17 protein-coding genes are annotated in these 17,295 nt (G+C 65.4%); 4 read left to right on the top strand and 13 right to left on the bottom strand.

The annotated features are described in order from the left end of the window. Positions 1–37 precede the first annotated feature (37 nt). The 3 genes from IWX62_RS14465 to IWX62_RS14475 all read right to left on the bottom strand — a co-directional run bounded on the left by IWX62_RS14465 (position 38) and on the right by IWX62_RS14475 (position 5,493). Positions 38–3,184 carry an AAA family ATPase gene (locus tag IWX62_RS14465; protein WP_196842116.1) on the bottom strand — a complete coding sequence of 1,049 codons (3,147 nt, stop codon included), beginning with the start codon at positions 3,182–3,184 and terminating at the stop codon, positions 38–40. After that, on the bottom strand, positions 3,181–4,347 hold the full coding sequence (locus IWX62_RS14470) for an exonuclease SbcCD subunit D (RefSeq protein WP_196842117.1): 1,167 nt from the start codon (positions 4,345–4,347) through the stop codon (positions 3,181–3,183). The genes IWX62_RS14465 and IWX62_RS14470 overlap by 4 nt, the downstream gene beginning before the upstream one ends. Before the next feature lie 75 nt (positions 4,348–4,422). Then, positions 4,423–5,493, bottom strand: a complete 1,071-nt coding sequence (locus IWX62_RS14475; RefSeq protein WP_196842118.1) for an aquaporin — start codon at positions 5,491–5,493, stop codon at positions 4,423–4,425. Between the two features lie 182 nt (positions 5,494–5,675). On the opposite strand from IWX62_RS14475, the gene IWX62_RS14480 reads away from it, so the two are divergent. Together IWX62_RS14480 and IWX62_RS14485 are read left to right on the top strand one after the other, a co-directional pair. Further along, on the top strand, positions 5,676–6,743 hold the full coding sequence (locus IWX62_RS14480) for an ADP-ribosylglycohydrolase family protein (RefSeq protein WP_196842119.1): 1,068 nt from the start codon (positions 5,676–5,678) through the stop codon (positions 6,741–6,743). Between the two features lie 55 nt (positions 6,744–6,798). Beyond that, positions 6,799–7,719, top strand: a complete 921-nt coding sequence (locus IWX62_RS14485; protein WP_196842120.1) for an SDR family NAD(P)-dependent oxidoreductase — start codon at positions 6,799–6,801, stop codon at positions 7,717–7,719. 10 nt (positions 7,720–7,729) lie between these two features. Here the strand turns inward: IWX62_RS14485 and IWX62_RS14490 are convergent, their stop codons facing one another. After that, positions 7,730–8,722 carry an exonuclease domain-containing protein gene (locus IWX62_RS14490; protein ID WP_196842121.1) on the bottom strand — a complete coding sequence of 331 codons (993 nt, stop codon included), beginning with the start codon at positions 8,720–8,722 and terminating at the stop codon, positions 7,730–7,732. Between the two features lie 90 nt (positions 8,723–8,812). Here IWX62_RS14490 and IWX62_RS14495 point away from each other — a divergent pair, with 90 nt between their 5' ends. Further along, positions 8,813–9,406, top strand: a complete 594-nt coding sequence (locus IWX62_RS14495) for an HAD family hydrolase (RefSeq protein WP_196842122.1) — start codon at positions 8,813–8,815, stop codon at positions 9,404–9,406. Here IWX62_RS14495 and IWX62_RS14500 read toward each other — a convergent pair. The 7 genes from IWX62_RS14500 to rph all read right to left on the bottom strand — a co-directional run bounded on the left by IWX62_RS14500 (position 9,403) and on the right by rph (position 14,481). Next, complete coding sequence (locus tag IWX62_RS14500; protein WP_333483445.1) at positions 9,403–10,089, bottom strand: hypothetical protein; 687 nt, start codon at positions 10,087–10,089, stop codon at positions 9,403–9,405. The genes IWX62_RS14495 and IWX62_RS14500 overlap by 4 nt on opposite strands. Next, positions 10,086–11,006: an ABC transporter ATP-binding protein gene (locus IWX62_RS14505; RefSeq protein ID WP_196842123.1), complete on the bottom strand. Its 921-nt coding sequence runs from the start codon at positions 11,004–11,006 to the stop codon at positions 10,086–10,088. Before IWX62_RS14505 ends, IWX62_RS14500 begins: the two co-directional genes overlap by 4 nt. Then, a complete protein-coding gene (locus IWX62_RS14510) occupies positions 10,999–11,376 on the bottom strand; it encodes a GntR family transcriptional regulator (RefSeq protein WP_196842124.1) in 378 nt (125 codons plus the stop codon). The genes IWX62_RS14505 and IWX62_RS14510 overlap by 8 nt, the downstream gene beginning before the upstream one ends. 320 nt (positions 11,377–11,696) lie before the next feature. After that, a complete protein-coding gene (locus IWX62_RS14515; RefSeq protein ID WP_196842125.1) occupies positions 11,697–12,347 on the bottom strand; it encodes a GNAT family N-acetyltransferase in 651 nt (216 codons plus the stop codon). Further along, positions 12,334–13,017 carry a DedA family protein gene (locus tag IWX62_RS14520; protein ID WP_196842126.1) on the bottom strand — a complete coding sequence of 228 codons (684 nt, stop codon included), beginning with the start codon at positions 13,015–13,017 and terminating at the stop codon, positions 12,334–12,336. Before IWX62_RS14520 ends, IWX62_RS14515 begins: the two co-directional genes overlap by 14 nt. Positions 13,018–13,067: 50 nt before the next feature. After that, on the bottom strand, positions 13,068–13,715 hold the full coding sequence (gene rdgB / locus IWX62_RS14525) for an RdgB/HAM1 family non-canonical purine NTP pyrophosphatase (protein WP_196842127.1): 648 nt from the start codon (positions 13,713–13,715) through the stop codon (positions 13,068–13,070). After that, positions 13,708–14,481, bottom strand: a complete 774-nt coding sequence (gene rph, locus IWX62_RS14530) for a ribonuclease PH (protein WP_196842128.1) — start codon at positions 14,479–14,481, stop codon at positions 13,708–13,710. The genes rdgB and rph overlap by 8 nt, the downstream gene beginning before the upstream one ends. 163 nt (positions 14,482–14,644) lie before the next feature. Here rph and IWX62_RS14535 point away from each other — a divergent pair, with 163 nt between their 5' ends. Further along, complete coding sequence (locus IWX62_RS14535) at positions 14,645–15,496, top strand: bacteriorhodopsin-like (protein ID WP_196842129.1); 852 nt, start codon at positions 14,645–14,647, stop codon at positions 15,494–15,496. 51 nt (positions 15,497–15,547) lie between these two features. Here IWX62_RS14535 and IWX62_RS14540 read toward each other — a convergent pair whose 3' ends face one another. Both IWX62_RS14540 and murI read right to left on the bottom strand, forming a co-directional pair. Then, complete coding sequence (locus IWX62_RS14540) at positions 15,548–16,351, bottom strand: MBL fold metallo-hydrolase (protein ID WP_196842130.1); 804 nt, start codon at positions 16,349–16,351, stop codon at positions 15,548–15,550. Next, positions 16,348–17,283 (bottom strand): glutamate racemase, encoded by a 936-nt coding sequence (gene murI, locus IWX62_RS14545; protein ID WP_196842131.1) that lies wholly within the window; start codon positions 17,281–17,283, stop codon positions 16,348–16,350. The genes IWX62_RS14540 and murI overlap by 4 nt, the downstream gene beginning before the upstream one ends. Positions 17,284–17,295 lie beyond the last annotated feature (12 nt).

Below are 17,295 nucleotides of genomic sequence, written 5' to 3' on the forward strand. Positions count from 1 at the left end.
CCCTCCCGATGCGCCCAACCCGGTGACAGGTCCTAATTTACACCTTTTGCAGCCACCCAGCTGGCTGCTCCTCGCCGGGCAGCTGGTCGACGATACGCAGGGTAGACCCGTTCCGGCCCTTCACTACCTGCAGCTGGGCACCGATCCGCTGCTTCAACTCAGCCACATGGCTGACGAGCCCCACCATCCGGCCACCATCACGGAGGCCTTCCAGCGCGTCCATCACCTGTTCCAGCGACTGGTCGTCGAGGCTGCCAAACCCTTCGTCGACGAAGAGGGTCTCAATCTCGATTCCCCCTGACTCGGCCTGGACGACGTCGGCCAGGCCGAGGGCGAGCGCCAACGCAGCCATGAAGGATTCCCCGCCGGACAGTGTTGCCGTGTCGCGCCGAATCCCAGTCCATCCATCAATCACGTTCAGGCCGAGCCCAGCTTTTTTGTTGCCCGACCGCGCGTCGCTGTGCACCAACGCGTATCGCCCATCCGACATGGACAACAGTCGTTCGGTGGCGGCGTCGGCTACCTGCTCCAGGCGCGCGGCCAACACATAGGTTCCGAGACTCATCTTGTAGGAGTTGTCTCCACTACCCAGGGCGGTGTCGGCCAACGACTTCACCAGGTGGTGCTCACAACGCAGCGGCATAAGCTGCTGCTCCTGCTGGTCCAGCTCCACCGCGTAGCGGTCAAGCTGGCGGGCGGACTCCTCGATCATCCTGAGCGAGACGAGGCTCGCTTCCGCTCGTGCCGATGATTCCCGCTCGGCGGCCGCGGCGGCATCAAGCGCGTCCCGTGTCACGTCCGGCAGGCCCGCGGCTTCGTCCCTAAGCCCTGCAGCGATCTCCGGGAGCTCCCGGTCTGCTTCGAGGCGGTGCCCAGCCCGCCGATAGGCACCGAGGAATAGCTCCCTGCGCTGCACCTCAGCGGAGGGAAGCAGTGCGTCCCGCACCGCGTCGGGGTCCTCAAAGATTGAGTCGGCAAGTGCCTCGGTGAGCGTAGTGGCCGCTCGACGGCGGTTCTCGCTGGTACGCAGCAAACCCTGGAGGGCGTCGCGGCACCCGACCATGGCCTGATGGGCCGACGCCAACTCGGCGATCCTTTCAGCCAGCGTCAGGTAACCATCGCGGAGCACCGTCAGGCGCTCCAGCAATTCCCCCCGCTGTTCCTGCAGACCGGTTGCCGAGGAACGCAGCTCTGCCAGGGAGGTCACCAACCCCTGCCGGGTGGCGGAGAGTTCTTCATCAAGGTCGGCCAGCTGGGCCAGCCGGATTGTGGTGCCTTCCAGAGCCAGCCGCGCTGCCGCCGCCTCCGCCATCAGGACGGTATCCCGCTCCAGGTGTGCCTGCACCTCGGCGCCGTCCCTATCGCCTCCCTGAGCCTCCAGCCTGGCCACCTCCAGCACTGCCTCATCCCTGACCCGGCGGACGCTGTCCAGTTTTTGTTCTGCGCGTTCCTGTTCCAGGCGGGCTGCCTGTTCCTGTTCGTGGGTGACCAGGCTGTCCTCATCCGCCGCCGCGGGCCGCGGATGGGAATGACTACCGCACACCGGGCAGTCACTGCCGTCTCTGAGACTGGCCGCCAGTTCGGCTGCCGCCTGCTCAAGCCGCCGCCTGAGAGTGTCAAGCCAAAGTCCTTTGAGCTCGAGGAAGTGCCGTTCCGCGCCCGTGTAGGTGTCCTGCTCGCGGGCCGCGCGGGTCCGCGCGGCCTGCAAGGCGGCGATCGTTGCGAGCAGCCGTTTATTCTCGGCCACGCTGTCCCCCAGAGCGGATTCGTTGTTGACCTGTCGCTCCAACTCACTGCGCGCCGACCGGGCCGTCGCTGCTTCCTCCTGGACCGCTGTCCGAGCGGTGACGCACTCACCGATAGCGGCGTCGATCCGCTCCTGCTCCAGCAGCGATCCGGCAAGCCTGCTGTCGAGGGACAGCAGCCGCTCTTCATCGGGCAGCGCCGCCCGCAGGGCACCCAGATCCGAGGTGACAGCGGTGCAGGCGGCGTCCAGGACAGCGAGAGTGTCGCCCACCTCGGGGCCAGCATCATCGGTACCACCTGCCAGGCTGCTGGTGTCCAGGTCAGGTAGCAGGGCTCCAGCCACCCGGGAGCCCGCAAGCGTCACGGTGGCCACCCTAGCGGTGACCTCGGCCCGGCGCAGAGTTTCCTCTGCGTGGTCAAGAGCCCGCAGGCTCCCCTCCAGAATTCGCGCTTTCCCGTCCCGTTCAACCGCGCCCTGAAACCTGTCCGCCTCGTCACGCTGAGCTGCGTGCGACTTTTCGGCATCACGGAATCGATGAAGCGCAGCGCGCCGCGCGTGCGCTGCCGACGTCTCCTGATGGGCCGCGCGCAGTGCCGTGTGCTCCAGCACGTGCTTCTCCGAAGCCTGGGCAGCAGCCGTCAGGACCACCGAGAGGCGTTCCTGTAGCACCGCGATGGAGCCCGGCTCCTCTGCACCGTGTGTCTCAGCTCCAAGTGGATCTGCATCGTGTGTCTCTGCACCGGCAGACCCGGAACCGGTCGGAATATACCGTTCCACCTCATCCATCGCCCGCCGGAGGATGTGGGTCAGCCCCGCCTCCGCGTCCGCTACCCGGGCACTGATCGCTTTGGACCGGTCAGCCAGCACCTGCTCGACCCGTTCGAAGCGGTCGGTGGAGAACAGCCGTTGAAGCAGGTCTCTGCGGGAATTAGCGTCGGAGCGCAGAAAGGCTGCGAATTCCCCCTGGGGCAACATCACCACCCGCGTGAACTGCTCACGATCCATGCCCAGGAGGGCCTGGATCTCCGCGCCGGCCTCATCATTGCGCGCAGACTTCTGGACCCATTCGCCATCGATCCGTTCACGCAGGAGGGTGCGCGCCGGCTCTGAGGTGGTACCTTTCCCCCGTTTCGCCGGGCGGCTCCATTGCGGATTGCGGATCACTTCAAGACGCCGTCCGCCCACGCTGAACTCGCAGGTCACTTCGGGGGCGAGGGACTCCGGGGCGTGGTCGCTCCGAAGCCGCTTCGCTCCCTGCCGGGCACCAGGCACTGACCCATACAAGGCGTAGCAAATCGCATCAAGGACACTCGATTTGCCGGCCCCGGTGGGACCGTTCAGGAGGAACAACCCGTGGGCGCCCAGCCGATCGAAGTCCACGTCCTGCCGGTCAGCGAATGGGCCGAACGCCTGCAGTTCGAGGCGGTGGATCCTCACCGCTCAACCTCAGACGAGCGAACCGCTTCGAGTGTCGAGGTGATGACTGTGCGTTCATCCGCGCTGGCTGGACGGGACCGCACATGGTCGAGGAAGCCACAGCAGACGTCAACATCATCGGCAGCCTGGGCGATCCGCTGGCTGTAGGTCTGCGGGGTGAGCAGCCGGTCACCTGCGGGTTCGAAAACCAGCACCAGGGTGGCGGGAAAGCGGGTGCGCAGCCGCTCCATCGCCTGGGCGGGCCGGTCAGCGTCGACGAGCGTGATGTGACAGTAGGCGTTTTCAGCCCATTCATGCCGGGGGTCCGCGAGCAGTTCATCGAGCTCCCCGCTCAGCACAGCCAGATCACGGTACCCGGGCCATTCCACGGCGGTCACCTCGCCCAACCCTGCCGGGCCGATCTCCACCAGCCAGGCACCCTTCGCCTGGTTGGCTTCGGAAAACGAGTAGGGCAGCGGCGAGCCCGAATACCGCACGTTGGGGGCCAGCCGCTGCTGACCGTGGAGGTGGCCCAGCGCTGTGTAGTCAAACGCCTCAAAAAGATCCAGCGGGACGGCGCCCACGCCGCCAACACTCAGATCGCGTTCGCTGGCGGACGTGATTCCCCCGCTGGCAAAGGTGTGAGCCATCACCAGGGACCTCACGGTCCCTGCGGACTGGCGGTGGGCAAGATCGGTGCGGACCAGGTCAAGCGCTGCCCGGGTGACTGCCGTATGGGTGGGAGCGGCGGCGCCCAGCGCGTCAGCTACCAGGCGGGGCTCGAGGTAGGGCAAGCCGTAGACGGCGAGCTCGGCGCCGTCATCGTCAAGCGGAAACAGGACGGGCCGGCCGATGTCCTCGAGGCGGGTCCGCAGGTGCACTCCCCCGCGTTCCAGGATGCGGCCGCCGAAACCCAGCCGGGTGGCAGAATCGTGGTTTCCGCTGGAAACGACCACTTGCGCGCCGGCGCCGGTCAGGCGTTCGAGCGCCTCATCGAAAAGCCCGACGACGTCCACGCCGGGCAGTGCCCGGTCGTAGACGTCGCCAGCGATCAACACCGCGTCAACCTCAAGTTCGCGGACCGACTTCTCGAGATGGTCGATGAAAATCCGCTGCGCCTGAAGGGTACCCACACCATGGAACGAGCGTCCCAGGTGCCAATCGGATGTGTGCAGTAGCCTCATGCTTCCAAGCTACCGGCCCCCACTGACATTCCTGGGCAGCGCCTTCGGCGGTGCGGATTTCGACCGAAAGAGGGTCTACTTTTCGTCGCGGCGGTTCTCGGATTCGTCGAAGAACGTTCGCGCATCGTCGCTCCCGGAAGGACGATCGACCTGTCCCCCGTCGGTCGTGTCTCCGCTGCGGGCGTGGTCGGCTGGGTACCGGTCAGTCGACTCCTTCCGTGGGGACTTCCCGGTGGAATCCGGCGTTGTGGAAGCAGCCGGCACGCTGGTGGCTGGCGCAGTGGGAGTTGCCACGGCGGGAACTGCGGCGTCGTCGGGAGTGACCGAATCGGCAGTCGACTCGTCATTCGCGGCCTCGTTCTTCCGGGCGCCAAACAGATCAGTGCTGCGGTAGATCAGTCCCGTGATGGCCGCACCCAGCACCGGTGCCACCCAGAACAGCCAGAGCTGCTCGATGGCCCAGGATTCGGAGAAGATCGCCGCAGCGGTGGAGCGTGCCGGGTTCAGAGACCCGTTGGTGATGGGCAGCAGGAAGGTCAGCAGGGCTGCGTAGACCAGGCCAATGGCGAACGGGCCGCCAGCGTTGCGCAGTGCCCCCGTTGCGGTGCGGGAGGTGGCGCCGAGCACTACTGCGACGAAGATCGCTGTGGCCACCACCTCGGCGAGGAACGCGCTGCTCAGAGCAAACTGGGTGGGGGAATGGTCAGCGAACCCGTTGGCCGAGACGGCGAACAGCGCCTGCACACTGCCGGCAAACTGCTGGTTGGCGCTCAGCAGCAACCAGATGAAGACGGCGGCGACCAGGCCACCGACCACCTGCGCCACCACGTAGGGCAGGACCGAGGCCCACGGGGTCTTGCCCGCGACGGCGGAGCCAAGGGTCACCGCGGGGTTGAAGTGGCCACCCGACACATAGCCGAACGCAACAATCGCGCCGATCAGGGCCAGCCCGAACGCCAGGGTGGGCTGGACACCGGTCTGGGTGTTCAGGATGGTGACACCCAGGCCGGCGAGGACCAGCAGGAACGAACCTGCCGCTTCGGCCAGTGAACGGGCCACGATGGAGAATTCTCTGATCGATGCAGCGCGGCCGGGATGTTCCGGCTCGGCCTGCAGATCATGGGCGGGCAGTGATGTCTGCGTCATGGTGGACGTCATCCTTTGAGCTGTTGGGGTGAGCTGAAGTTGGGGGTTCGGCACTGGGGTGGGACCGTTCTGTCCGGTCGGGCAAACCCGTCCAGCGTTCCACCTGTTGCTGGATGCCCGCTGGGAGCGGGCATCGGTGAAGGCCGGGGCAGTAGAACCCTACCCGAGATTAGACTGGGGAGGTGTCTACCCTTCCCACTTTTTCCGACCGTGTTCATGGCTGCCTGCTCGGCGGCGCCCTCGGGGACGCGCTCGGCTACGCAGTCGAAACGCTTGACCTGCGGGCCATTCGCGCGGCGTACGGTCCGGACGGCGTGACCTCGCCAGCGGTGCTGCCCGGTGCGCTCCAGTTCTCCGACGACACTCAGCTCACGCTGTACACCGTCGACGGACTGGTAGACGCCATCCAGTGGGCCAATGACGGGGTGGCCGCCGACGAAGCGGCATGTTTGTGGTTGGCGTACCTGCGCTGGCTGGCGACGCAGGGAGAGACGCCGCCGTCGTCGGCCCCTGCCCCTCCCCCGCGCTGGATCGATAGCCAGGAGGTGCTCCACCAGCGCCGCGGGCCCGGCGCAGCATGCCTCAGTGCGCTGCTCAGCGGCGACATGGGCACCCAGTCGCGGCCGATCAACCCGGAGGCCAAGGGATCGGGGACGGTCATGCGCTCGGCCCCCTTTGGACTGGTGCCGCACATTCCGGCGGAGGTGGCCGACCGGTTGGCGATGAACGCCGCAGCGCTTACCCACGGTCATCCTGCCGCCCTGCATGGGGCGGCTGTAGTCGCCGTCCTGATCCACGCCATCGTCCGTGACGGGCTGTCGCTACGGGAGGCCGTGGCAGCCGGCGTCGCCCGCGCCCATGCTGCCAACGTCCCCGAGCTCGCACGCCTGCTCGACGCGGCAGTTGAGCTGGCGGACGACGACGTCTCCCCCGAGAGGATGACAGCTATCCTTGGCGGCGGCTGGACGGCCGACGAAGCCGTGGCCATCGCCGTGTATGCCGTGCTGGCGAGCCAGACCGATGCCGGTGGCGGTGGCGGTGGCGGTGGCGAACACCACTTCACCAGTGCCATCGCCCGGGCCGTCAATCACGACGGCGACAGCGACACCACCGGGGCGATCACCGGCAACATCCTGGGCGCGCTCTACGGGGTGCAGGGCCTGCCAGCTGCCTGGACTGCCCGGCTGGAGGGGGCCGACGTCGTCAATGCCATGGCCCGTCTGCTGGTGGAGATCACCTCAGCCGAGTGAGGCCGGCCCGCTCAACGATGCGGGCGGAGCGCTGACCAATGCCTAGGCTGGGGTGATGGATACCTGGAACCCTACCGATCTGACAGACCTGGGCGGCCGCACGGTTGTGGTGACCGGTGGAAATGCCGGCCTCGGCTACTTTGCCTGTGAACAGCTGGCGGCTGCCGGGGCGACGGTGGTGATGGCGTCGAGGAACGAGCAGAAAGCCAACGCCGCGATTGCCGCGATCCGCCAGCGGGTTCCCGCCGCCAGGGTGTCATTCCAGGAACTTGATCTGGCCCGGCTCGATTCGGTGCGGCGGGCAGTGGATGTCCTGTCCGCGCGAGGTTCAGTGGATGCGCTGCTCGCCAACGCCGGCGTGGTGGGATCCGCGGCACGGCAGCACACGGCCGACGGGTTTGAGCTGCAGTTCGGGACGAACCACCTCGGCCACTTCGCCCTCACGGCTGGACTGCTCCCGGCGCTCACCGCCGCGCGCGGACGGGTGGTTCATCTGGGCAGTATCAGTCACCGCTGGGTGCGGCTGGACACGGCCGACCTGATGCCCGCCAGGTACAACAACCCGCGGGCCTATGCGACGTCAAAACTGGCGGTCATGACCTTCGGCTTCGAACTCGCCGCCCGCCTTCGCCTGCTGGGCAGCCCGGTCCAGAGCATTGTGGCGCACCCCGGCCTGGCCCTGGATATGCTCACTCCCCTGCGGCCGGGAATCGGGCTGAACAATACTTCTCCCGCACCCCAGCGGCGCATCCTCGCTCCCGTGGCACATGGCAAGGACACTGGAGCGTGGCCGCTGGTGCGCGCCGTGGCGGATCCCGCCGTGGACAACGGATCCTACTGCGGCCCGGATGGCTGGTTCCAGCTGCGGGGCCGCCCGGCAGCGGTGGCTGCACAACCGCACGCCCGCGAGCGCAACACGGCGTCACGGCTGATCGATGCATCGGAGGACCTCACCGGAGTTCCGCTGGAGCTGTAGGAGGTGAGCGCTACGGGCTGTCGATGGGCCAGCGGCCCTCGGTCATCTGGAGGAATTCGGCCTCGGACAGGACCTCGATCCGCTGGCCACGCTCGTGGAGATCAAGAACACGCCGCGCTTTTCCGGTCACCCGACCGTTGCGCAGGTCCGACGCAACGAACCCATCGCCGACCACCAGGACCGTGGTGCGGTGGGTGACCGTACTGGCCGGTTGCGCTCCGAGTCCCGCCGCCCGCTCCTTGGCCTGTGGACGCGGCATCCCGAGCGTGCCCGTGAACACCACGGTCTGCCCGTAGAGCGGGTGGGCCGGATCGGCACCACCATTCGCCGGCGGATTCAGGCCCTCTTCCGGCCACCCGGAAGGACCGGTGCGGATCGGTCCGCGGGACAGGGCGCCGCGCGTCGCTTTGGACACCGCGTTGACCCCCGGCACATAGGCATCCTGGATGGAGAATGGAAGGCGTTGTATCGCCGCAAGGTCCTCAAGGGAATCGGCATTGTTCAGCCGGGCAATATCGATCATGATCCCGGCGCAGGCCCGGGCGTCCTCGACGGCGTCGTGGTGGTTGACCAGCGGGACGCCGGCAGCCTCGGCAACAAAGGGTAGCGAGTAGGACGGCAGAGAATAGCTGCGCCTGGACAACACCACGGTGCAGGAATAGTTGTAGGCAGGACCAGCAATGTTGGACACCTCCTGCCCCGACCTGATCACGCCCAGGTCGAAGGCAGCGTTGTGGGCCACCAGCACATCGCCCCCGATGAAGGCTCCAATCTCGGGAAAGAGGTCCCCGAACCGTGGCTGGCCCGCCACCATCTCCGCTGAGATGCCATGGATGCGCACGTTGCGCCAGTCGAAGTGGTCATGGCCGGCGGGCGGGCGCATCAGCCAGTGGGCCTCGTCGACGATTCTGCCGTCGCGTACCTTGCTCAGTCCCACAGCGCAAGGGGAGCCGCGGAACCCGTTTGCTGTCTCAAAGTCGATTGCTGTGAACTCAATTCCCACCCGGCCAACGCTACGCGGCGCGGGACTGAATTTTACCCAACGTTCACCCGCGCGCCGGGAGATACCCGCCACAGTCCCCTACCCTGAGGTATGGGAAACACACAGTGGTACCTGTTCGATTACGGCATGGTGATCTCCAACGCGCCCACGCCCGAGGATTGGCTGAACCTCGAGGATGCTGCCGGCGTGGCGCTGATGGACCCCGGCTCCCCCTACTGGCGCCATCGGCTGGACTTCGACGCCGGGCGCACCACGTCGGTTGACTACTGGTCCCGTGTCACCGGGCGTGAGGTGACCCCCAACCAAACCAACCTGCTCGACACGCTGGACGCCAATCAGTGGTCCCACTTCAATCTCGAGACCATCGACGTGTTGGAGGAGCTCAGCAGTCAGGGTGCTCGGCTGGCCCTGCTCTCGAACATGCCGGCCCCCATGGTGGCGCGGTTCGAAGAAGCCTCCTGGACCGGTTACTTCTCGAAGATGTACTTCAGTTCCACCCTTCAGCTCGTCAAGCCGCAACGTGAGATCTTCGAGCATGTGCTGCGGGACTTGGGGGTGGAGCCGGGGAAGGTCACCTTTGTCGATGACGCCCCGGTCAATATCGCCTCAGCTCTCGAACTCGGGATCGATGCCCGGCTCCACCAGCCGGGCATCGACCTCCAACTGGAACTGGTCGGACCCTAGGGTACTGCCCGCCGCAAGGTCAGATAGGAGCCGCAGGCCAGGGCCAGCCCAACGACGGCGAGCCAGCCTGCCACGCTCAACTGAGACTGGCTGCCAAGGAATTGGCCGACCTGGCCCCACAGGTCCTGACGGGTCAGGTGGTAGAGCACGCCGACCAGCAGCAGCCCGGTGCCGATCCCGGCAATCAGAAGCCCTGTGGTCTGCCACCGTTTATAGATCGTCGCCGCCCAGAATCCCAGCAGGAACAGCACCATCATCACCGTGAAGTAGAACGCCATTACCGGCAGGCCGGCTCCTTCGGCGATCCACTCGAGGGCGAAGAACCTGCCGTTGACTCCCCAGCCGTCAGTTGCGATCTCGATCAGGCCGAGGACGTAATAGATGGCCGTCGTCACCACGGCAATGATCGAGAACAACCCAACGGTGCCCAGGAAAAAGGTCTTCCGGCTGATGCTCAGGCCCTGCGAAAAGGGAAAGGTCATCGTGAGCGCCTGCACCCCGAGCGCCAGAAAATACCACATGATGGCCTGGGAACCGCCCGAATATTTGGTTCCTTCATAGGGGACAAATGACCAGATGACCCAGCTCAACCCAAAGGAGGCGGCGAGGATCACGGCAGGGATGCCGATGAAGGTCCATCGATTGGTCAGTTGCATCCGCATGACCTTCACGACGCGGCTCATCGTGATACCTCCAGCGAGGGGGTTGCGACGGCGTTCAGGTCACCGGTGGACGCTGCCAGGGTTCGCCGGATCACGAGCTGCTGAAGCGAGACCGGGGCGAGTTCCAGACCCAGCTCGGCGGCTTCGCGCTTTTCCGCCGGGGTGAGGATGCCGAGGGCAGTCACCGAAGCCAGCGACGCGAAGTTGTCGGTGTGGAGTATGTCCCGGCCAGCCAGAAAAGACTTCACCACGGTGGACGATCCAACAACGGTGAATGCCGAGCCCCTGATGCTTTCGGCGTCGTCGTTCATGATGATGCGTCCCTTGTCGATCACGATGAAGTGTTCCAGGAGGTTGGCCACCTCATCGATCAGATGGGAGGAGAGCACCACGGTCCGTGGATGCAGCGCATAGTCCTCGACCAGCCGGTCGTAGAACAGTTGGCGGGCTACCGCGTCCAGGCCCAGATAGGGCTCGTCGAAGAAGGTCAGTTCCGCCCGTGATGCCAGGCCGATAATCACACCGACGGCTGAGAGCTGTCCGCGGGACAGCTTTTTGATGGAACGTTTGATCGGCAGCTGAAAATCATCCACCAGCCGATCGGCCAGGGACTGGTCCCAGTTGCTGAAGAACAGGGCCGCCGACCGGAACGCGTGCTTCGCAGCGAACGAGTCAGGGTACTTCTGGGATTCGCGGATGAAGCAGATCCTGCTCAGCACGCTCTCGTTCTCGTACGGGTTGGCCCCGAAGACCGCGACACTCCCCGAGGTGGGGAATCCCTGAGCCGTCAGGATAGACATCAGGGTGGTCTTCCCGGCACCGTTACGGCCGAGCAGCCCATAGATCTTCCGCGGCTCCAGCGACAGGGTGACCCCGTCGAGTGCTGTTGACTTCCGGTAGGTTTTGACCAGATTCCGGGTTTCGATAACGCTACTCATGGTGTCCCCCTGACACTGATTCGCTGGTGCGGACCATTTCCGCGAGTTCAGGTGGGCTGATGCCCAGCTTTCGGGCCTCGATCGCCAGCGGGCGAACGTATTGATCAAAGAAGCGGTCCCGCCGGCGCTGCAGGAGCTCGGCACGGGCACCAGAGGCAACAAACATTCCTATTCCCCGTTGCTTGTACAGGATGCCCTCGTCCACGAGCCGGTTGACACCCTTGGCGGCGGTGGCCGGATTGATGCGGTGGAAGGCGGCAAACTCGTTGGTTGATGGGACCTGGGCCTCTTCAGCCAGGGTGCCCTCGACAATTTCGTTTTCGATCTCTTCGGCGATCTGCAGAAAGATGGGCCTGCTGTCATCGATCATGGCGGCCCTCCGGCAATCTGCTGCTAGTTCAGTTGGTCAGGTCAGTTGGTTAGTTACTGATGCAACTAACCATACAACCCGGTGCGGGCGATGCCAAGGGTTTCAGGGAAGGATGTCCGCGGGTTCGACGACGTCGGGACCTACGGCGCAGCACTGGCGGGTCACCCCCACCCAGCCCGATCACGTCGGGACCTATTGCGCAGCACTGGCGGGTGAAACAGGCTCCAACCCGCCGCTACTGCGCATTCGATGACGCTCACCCACCACAGCTGCACAATTCCTGCGATTCGCGGCCAGGTAGCGCGTGCAACCAGAGTGTTCTATGGCGAGAGCAGCGCGGGGCGGGCAGCGTCGAAGCCGTTGACGGTGATCGCCCAGCTGGGCCTCACGAAATCTGCAGCGCTCAGGCGGACATGCTGGAATTCCTGGGATTCGCCTGGCCTGGCAACGCCAACGCTGACTCCGTTAGCCGTGTAGCCGAGGTTCCGGGACACTGCCAGCGATGCGGCGTTCCACGAGGCGGCGTCGGAAACGGCCCAGTGCGCGCCGAGAAAGTCGAAGGCGAACTGGAGCACAGCTACGCGCATCTCCTTGCCCAGCCCCTTGCCCTGCTCCGAGTGGGTGATCCAGGAGCCGGTCTGGACGGTCCGGCGGACGCCCAGGTCCTCGGCCGAGAGATCCTGCATCCCGATCACCCTGCCCTGATAGGACACGGCGAAATTGAGGGCCCACTGATCGGGCAGCACACTGCAACGCTGCCTCCACTGGTGCTTGAGCGTCTCCCTGATCAGTTCCTCGCGTGGCGCGTCGGTCCAGGGAACCGTGAATGGCATCACCGACGGATCGTGGATCCCGGCCAGCACCGCGTCGACAAGGCCGGGCAGCTGGTCGTCGCGGACCGGGTTCAGTTCGAGCCGGGGCGTCGAGATCCTGAGCCCGAAAAGCGGCCAAACGTTTTCAAGCAGCGTCATGCTCGGCACGTTTGCGACGGATCTTGAGCACCTTACTCACCACGAAGTACCCGACCAACAGGATCACCGAAGCAATCACAATCTTCTGGAACACGTCGGCGTAGGCCTGCACCAGATGCCAGTTCTCGCCTAGATAGAAGCCGGCCATCACGAAGATGCAGTTCCAGATCAGGCTTCCTGCCGTGGTCAGAACAAGGAACTTCCACAGTGTCATCCGCTCTATGCCCGCCGGTATCGACACCAGACTTCGGAACAGCGGAATCATCCGGCCAAAGAACACCGCTTTGTACCCGTGGCGGTTGAACCAGTCCTCCACGTGGTCGACGTCCGCAAGATCCACGAGGGGCACCCGGGACACGATCGCCCGCATCCGGTCCCGGCCCAGCCAGGCGCCCAGGAAGTACAGGGCCAGCGCGCCAACCACTGAACCCGCAGTGGTCCAGAAGATCGCTTCGAACAAGGAGAAGTTGCCCCGGCTGGCGGTGAAGCCGGCCAGCGGCAGAATGACCTCGCTGGGGAGCGGCGGGAATAGGTTCTCCAGCGCAATCGCCAGACCTGCCCCCGGAGCTCCGATCGTTTCCATCATGGAGACGGCCCAGTCGGAGATCGATTCGATCAGGGACCCGCCCCCGCTGGGCGTTGTGAGTGTGGCGCGCAGTGAAGTAGTCATATTCCCATCAAGTTTGCCTTACCAAGCTGAATATTGCCTTACCGCCCTCGTCAGCTGAGCGCGTTGACCAGGTGCGGCAGCAGCGCCGCGAAGGCCTGTGCCCGGTGACTGATGGAGTTCTTCTCGTCGGCCGACAACTCGGCGCAGCTCCGGTGCTCTCCGAGGGGCTGCAGGATGGGGTCATACCCGAACCCACCGGTCCCTCTGGGTTCGGTGAGCAGGGTTCCCCTGAGCTCTCCGAGCGTCGCCTGCGCCGAGCCATCCGGCAGTGCAACGGCCGCTGCGCAGACGAAGGACGCGCCACGCTGCCCGGCGGGAATGTCCGAAAGCTGGGCGAGGAGAAGACGCAGGTTGGCGTCGTCATCGCCGTGGCGGCCCGACCACCGCGCCGAGAGGATTCCCGGCGCCCCGTTCAGGACGTCCACGGCGAGACCCGAATCGTCGGCCACCGCCACCAGGCCGGTGGCCGCAGCCACTTCCCGTGCCTTCAGCAGCGAGTTGGCTTCAAACGTGGTGCCACTTTCGACGACGTCGGGCGCCCCGGCGGTCTCCGCGTCAATCACCTGGGTATCGACGTCGAGGCCGGGCACCGTGCCGCGCAGCAGCTCGCGCAGTTCCCGCAGCTTGCCGGGATTGCGGGTGGCGAGGACCAGCCGCGGCTCTGGTGGATACTGTGACACCGCCGCCGGGTCAGACACCAGCACCCTCGCCGAGGATGTCGAGCTGGATCTGGGTGAGCTGCGAGGTGCCGAGCAGGGCGAGATCCAGGAGAGCGTCAAGTTCGTCCCGGTCAAACGGAGCGCCCTCCGCCGTTCCCTGCACCTCGACGAACTTGCCGCTGCCGGTCACGACCACGTTCATATCGGTCTCCGCCCGCACGTCCTCGACGTAGGGCAGATCCAGCATGGGGACGCCGTCAATGATTCCCACGCTGACCGCTGCCACCGTGTCGATCAGGGGACGCGCGGACGCCGCAATGAGCTTGTTGTCCTTGGCGTAGCGGATGGCTTCGGCCAGGGCCACGTAGGCGCCGGTGATCGCTGCGGTCCGGGTCCCGCCGTCGGCCTGCAGCACGTCACAGTCCAGCACGATGGTGGTTTCGCCCAGCGCCCTGGTGTCGATGATGGACCGCAGGGACCGGCCGATCAGGCGGGAGATCTCATGGGTGCGCCCGCCGATCTTGCCCTTGACCGATTCACGGTCCGACCGGGTGTTGGTGGCCCGCGGGAGCATGGCGTACTCGGCGGTCACCCAGCCCTTGCCTTCACCCTTGAGCCAGCGGGGTACGCCCTGGGTGAGAGAGGCGGTGCAGAGGACGCGGGTGTTGCCGAACTCGATGAGGGCCGAGCCTTCGGCCTGGGTGGACCAGCCACGGGTGATGCTGATGGGCCGGAGCTGGTCAGGAGTCCGGCCATCCGCCCGGAGGGTGGCAGCGGCGGGTGAGGAAGTGTCTGCTGGATTCATGGTGTCAAGTCTACGGGGGGCGCTCCTCGGCGAAGGAAAACTGCCTCTGGACATCTTTTCTACAGAGCGTAGAATCATTCCATCTATAAACGAAACGAGGCACCTCCCTTCACTGCAACTGGCGGTGAAGGGCTCATCCAACTTTGTACATGGGAGAACGTTCATGATCCCCGATGCTCTAACCCAAAGTCAGTTCGACACGGTGTACAACCTGCTGTCGCTCGTCATCGCAGCGCAGCTCTTTACGGCGCTTTTTCTGGTCCTTGCCCTGCAACGGGTCCTGCCGCGCTACCGCCAAGCAATCATTATCGCAGCGGTGGTCTGTGGCATTGCCGCTTATCACTACTTCCGGATTTTTGATTCATTCAAGGAGGCGTTCGTCACTGACGCGGTGGGCGGACGTGGTCTCTACACTCAAGCGGACGGCGCGTCGTTCAACGAAGGATACCGTTACGTCGACTGGCTACTGACCGTGCCGCTGCTCCTCGTGGAGTTGATAGCGGTGCTCGCGTTAGCGCGCAAAATTCAGACGGCGCTCCTTTGGAAACTCGTTCCGGCCGCCACCCTGATGATCCTGCTCGGCTATCCCGGTGAGGTGAGTTCGACGGACGGCACCCGGATACTGTGGGGTGTTCTGTCAACGATCCCGTTCCTGTACATCCTCTATGTGCTGTTCGTCGAGTTGACTAAATCACTCGACCGACAGCCCGAGCGTGTTCGTGTACTGATCAGCCGTCTTCGGCTCCTCCTCCTCGCAAGCTGGATCGTCTACCCGCTCGCCTACGCCCTGCCACTCCTGGGAATCTCGGGCGCCGACGCCTGGGTGTTGAAACAGGGTGGTTACTCTATCGCTGACATAGCTGCGAAGGCGCTCTATGCGCTGATCATTTACCGCATCGCCAAACTCAAGTCCTACGCCGACGATCCCGCGTTCGCGGCAATCGAAGATCACCATGACCACGCGTCGGCCGGTGAGCAGGCATCCCAGCGGAAACAGCGGACGGAGCGGGGCTGACAGGAGGGTGGGTCCGCCGATCCACCCTCGGGAAATGAGGCAGCAGTCGTCTCAGATCTCGTAGGACACGCCGGCGACGGCGACGGCGAGGTCCCCGCGGTAGCTGGTCCTGGCTTCTTCGACGGTGCGGTTGGCGTCGTTCCACACCGGGATGTGGGTCAGCAGCAACCGGTCGGTCGCCGCGGCCGCCGCGACCTGTCCGGCCCGACGTCCGGTGAGGTGGACACCCTCAATCCCGTCGTCGCGCCCCTCGTGGAAAGCCGCCTCGCACAGGAATACATTCGACCCTGCGGCTGCCTCGATCAGGCCGTCGCAGGCGTCGGTATCGCCGGAGTAGGTCAGCACGCGGGGCGGGTCTCCGGGCTTCTCGCCGGCCACCTCGACGCGCAGGGCGTAGGCCTCCTGAACGGGGTGCAGGACGGGGTAAGGGGTAATGGTGAAGGGGCCCACGGCAACCGGGGCGCGCGGTTCCCAGATCTTGAAGTCGAAGTCTTCATGCATGCCGGGATCGAGATCCAGTCCGTAGGCGGTAGCCATCCGGTCGGCGGTGTCCTGCGGGCCCCACACCGGGATGCGCGGCTGGTTCCAGCCGTTGGGATCCCAGTGGACCGCCACGTGCAGCCCGCACAGGTCCATGCAGTGATCGGGGTGGAGGTGGCTCAGGAACACTCCGTCAATATCGCGCAGATCCATGTACCGCTGCAATGCACCCAGGGCGCCGTTGCCGAGATCCAGGAGGATCCGCCAGGTGCGGGTGCTGTCGCCGTCGGGCACCGTTGCGGTGATCAGATAGCACGACGCCGGCGACTGGGGGCCGGGGAAGGACCCGCTACAGCCCACGATGGTCAGCTTCATCCCTGGGGGTTTCCCACCGCGTCAGCGCGGGCGGCGGCGATCATCTCAGGGGTGATCCGGGCCATGCTTCCGGTGGGGTACTGCGCGGCGACGTGGTCGACGTGCTCCACACTGAGCACCTCGGGGCCAAGGAACCGGCGGGCCAGTTCCCCAAAACGCTGGGCATCCCCCGTCGCAATGAAGTGATGTTGGGGTGCCGAGTCCCCCACCCGGACCAGATCGTGGGAGATCAGGGCGCGATACACGTCCTTGGCGGTTTCCTCGGCACTGGAAACCAGCGTGACGGCGTCGCCCATCACATAGGAGATGGCTCCCGTCAGCAGCGGGTAGTGGGTGCACCCTAGTACCAGCGTGTCGACGCCGGCGCGTTTGAGCGGCTCCAGATAGCGCTGGGCCGTTGACAGGAGCTCTGGCCCGGAGGTGATCCCTGCTTCGACGAACTCGACGAAGTCGGGGCAGGCAGCCGAGGTGATCGAGAGATGCGGGGCGGCGGCGAAGGTGTCATCGTAGGCCCGCGACCCCACCGTGGCCGAGGTGCCGATGACGCCGATCTTCCCGCTGCGGGTCGAGGCGACCGCTCGCCGGACGGCCGGCTGGATCACTTCGATCACGGGGATGCCATACCTGGCCGTATAGCGTTCACGGGCGTCGCGGAGCACCGCCGCCGAAGCTGAGTTGCAGGCGATGACGAGGAGCTTCACTCCCGAATCCACCAGCTCATCCATAACCCCCAGGGCGTGGGCGCGGACCTTGGCGATCGGCAGCGGCCCGTACGGCCCGTGCGCGGTGTCGCCCACGTAGAGAATCGATTCGTGCGGCAGCTGGTCAATCACGGCGCGCGCGACAGTCAGCCCACCAACGCCCGAATCGAAAATGCCGATCGGAGCCTCGGTTCGCTTCAGTGATGAAAGATCACCCGGGACGGAGGTCATGATCTACCGACC

The sequence above is a fragment of the Arthrobacter sp. CAN_A1 genome (assembly GCF_015751665.1).
Classification (GTDB): domain Bacteria; phylum Actinomycetota; class Actinomycetes; order Actinomycetales; family Micrococcaceae; genus Arthrobacter_D.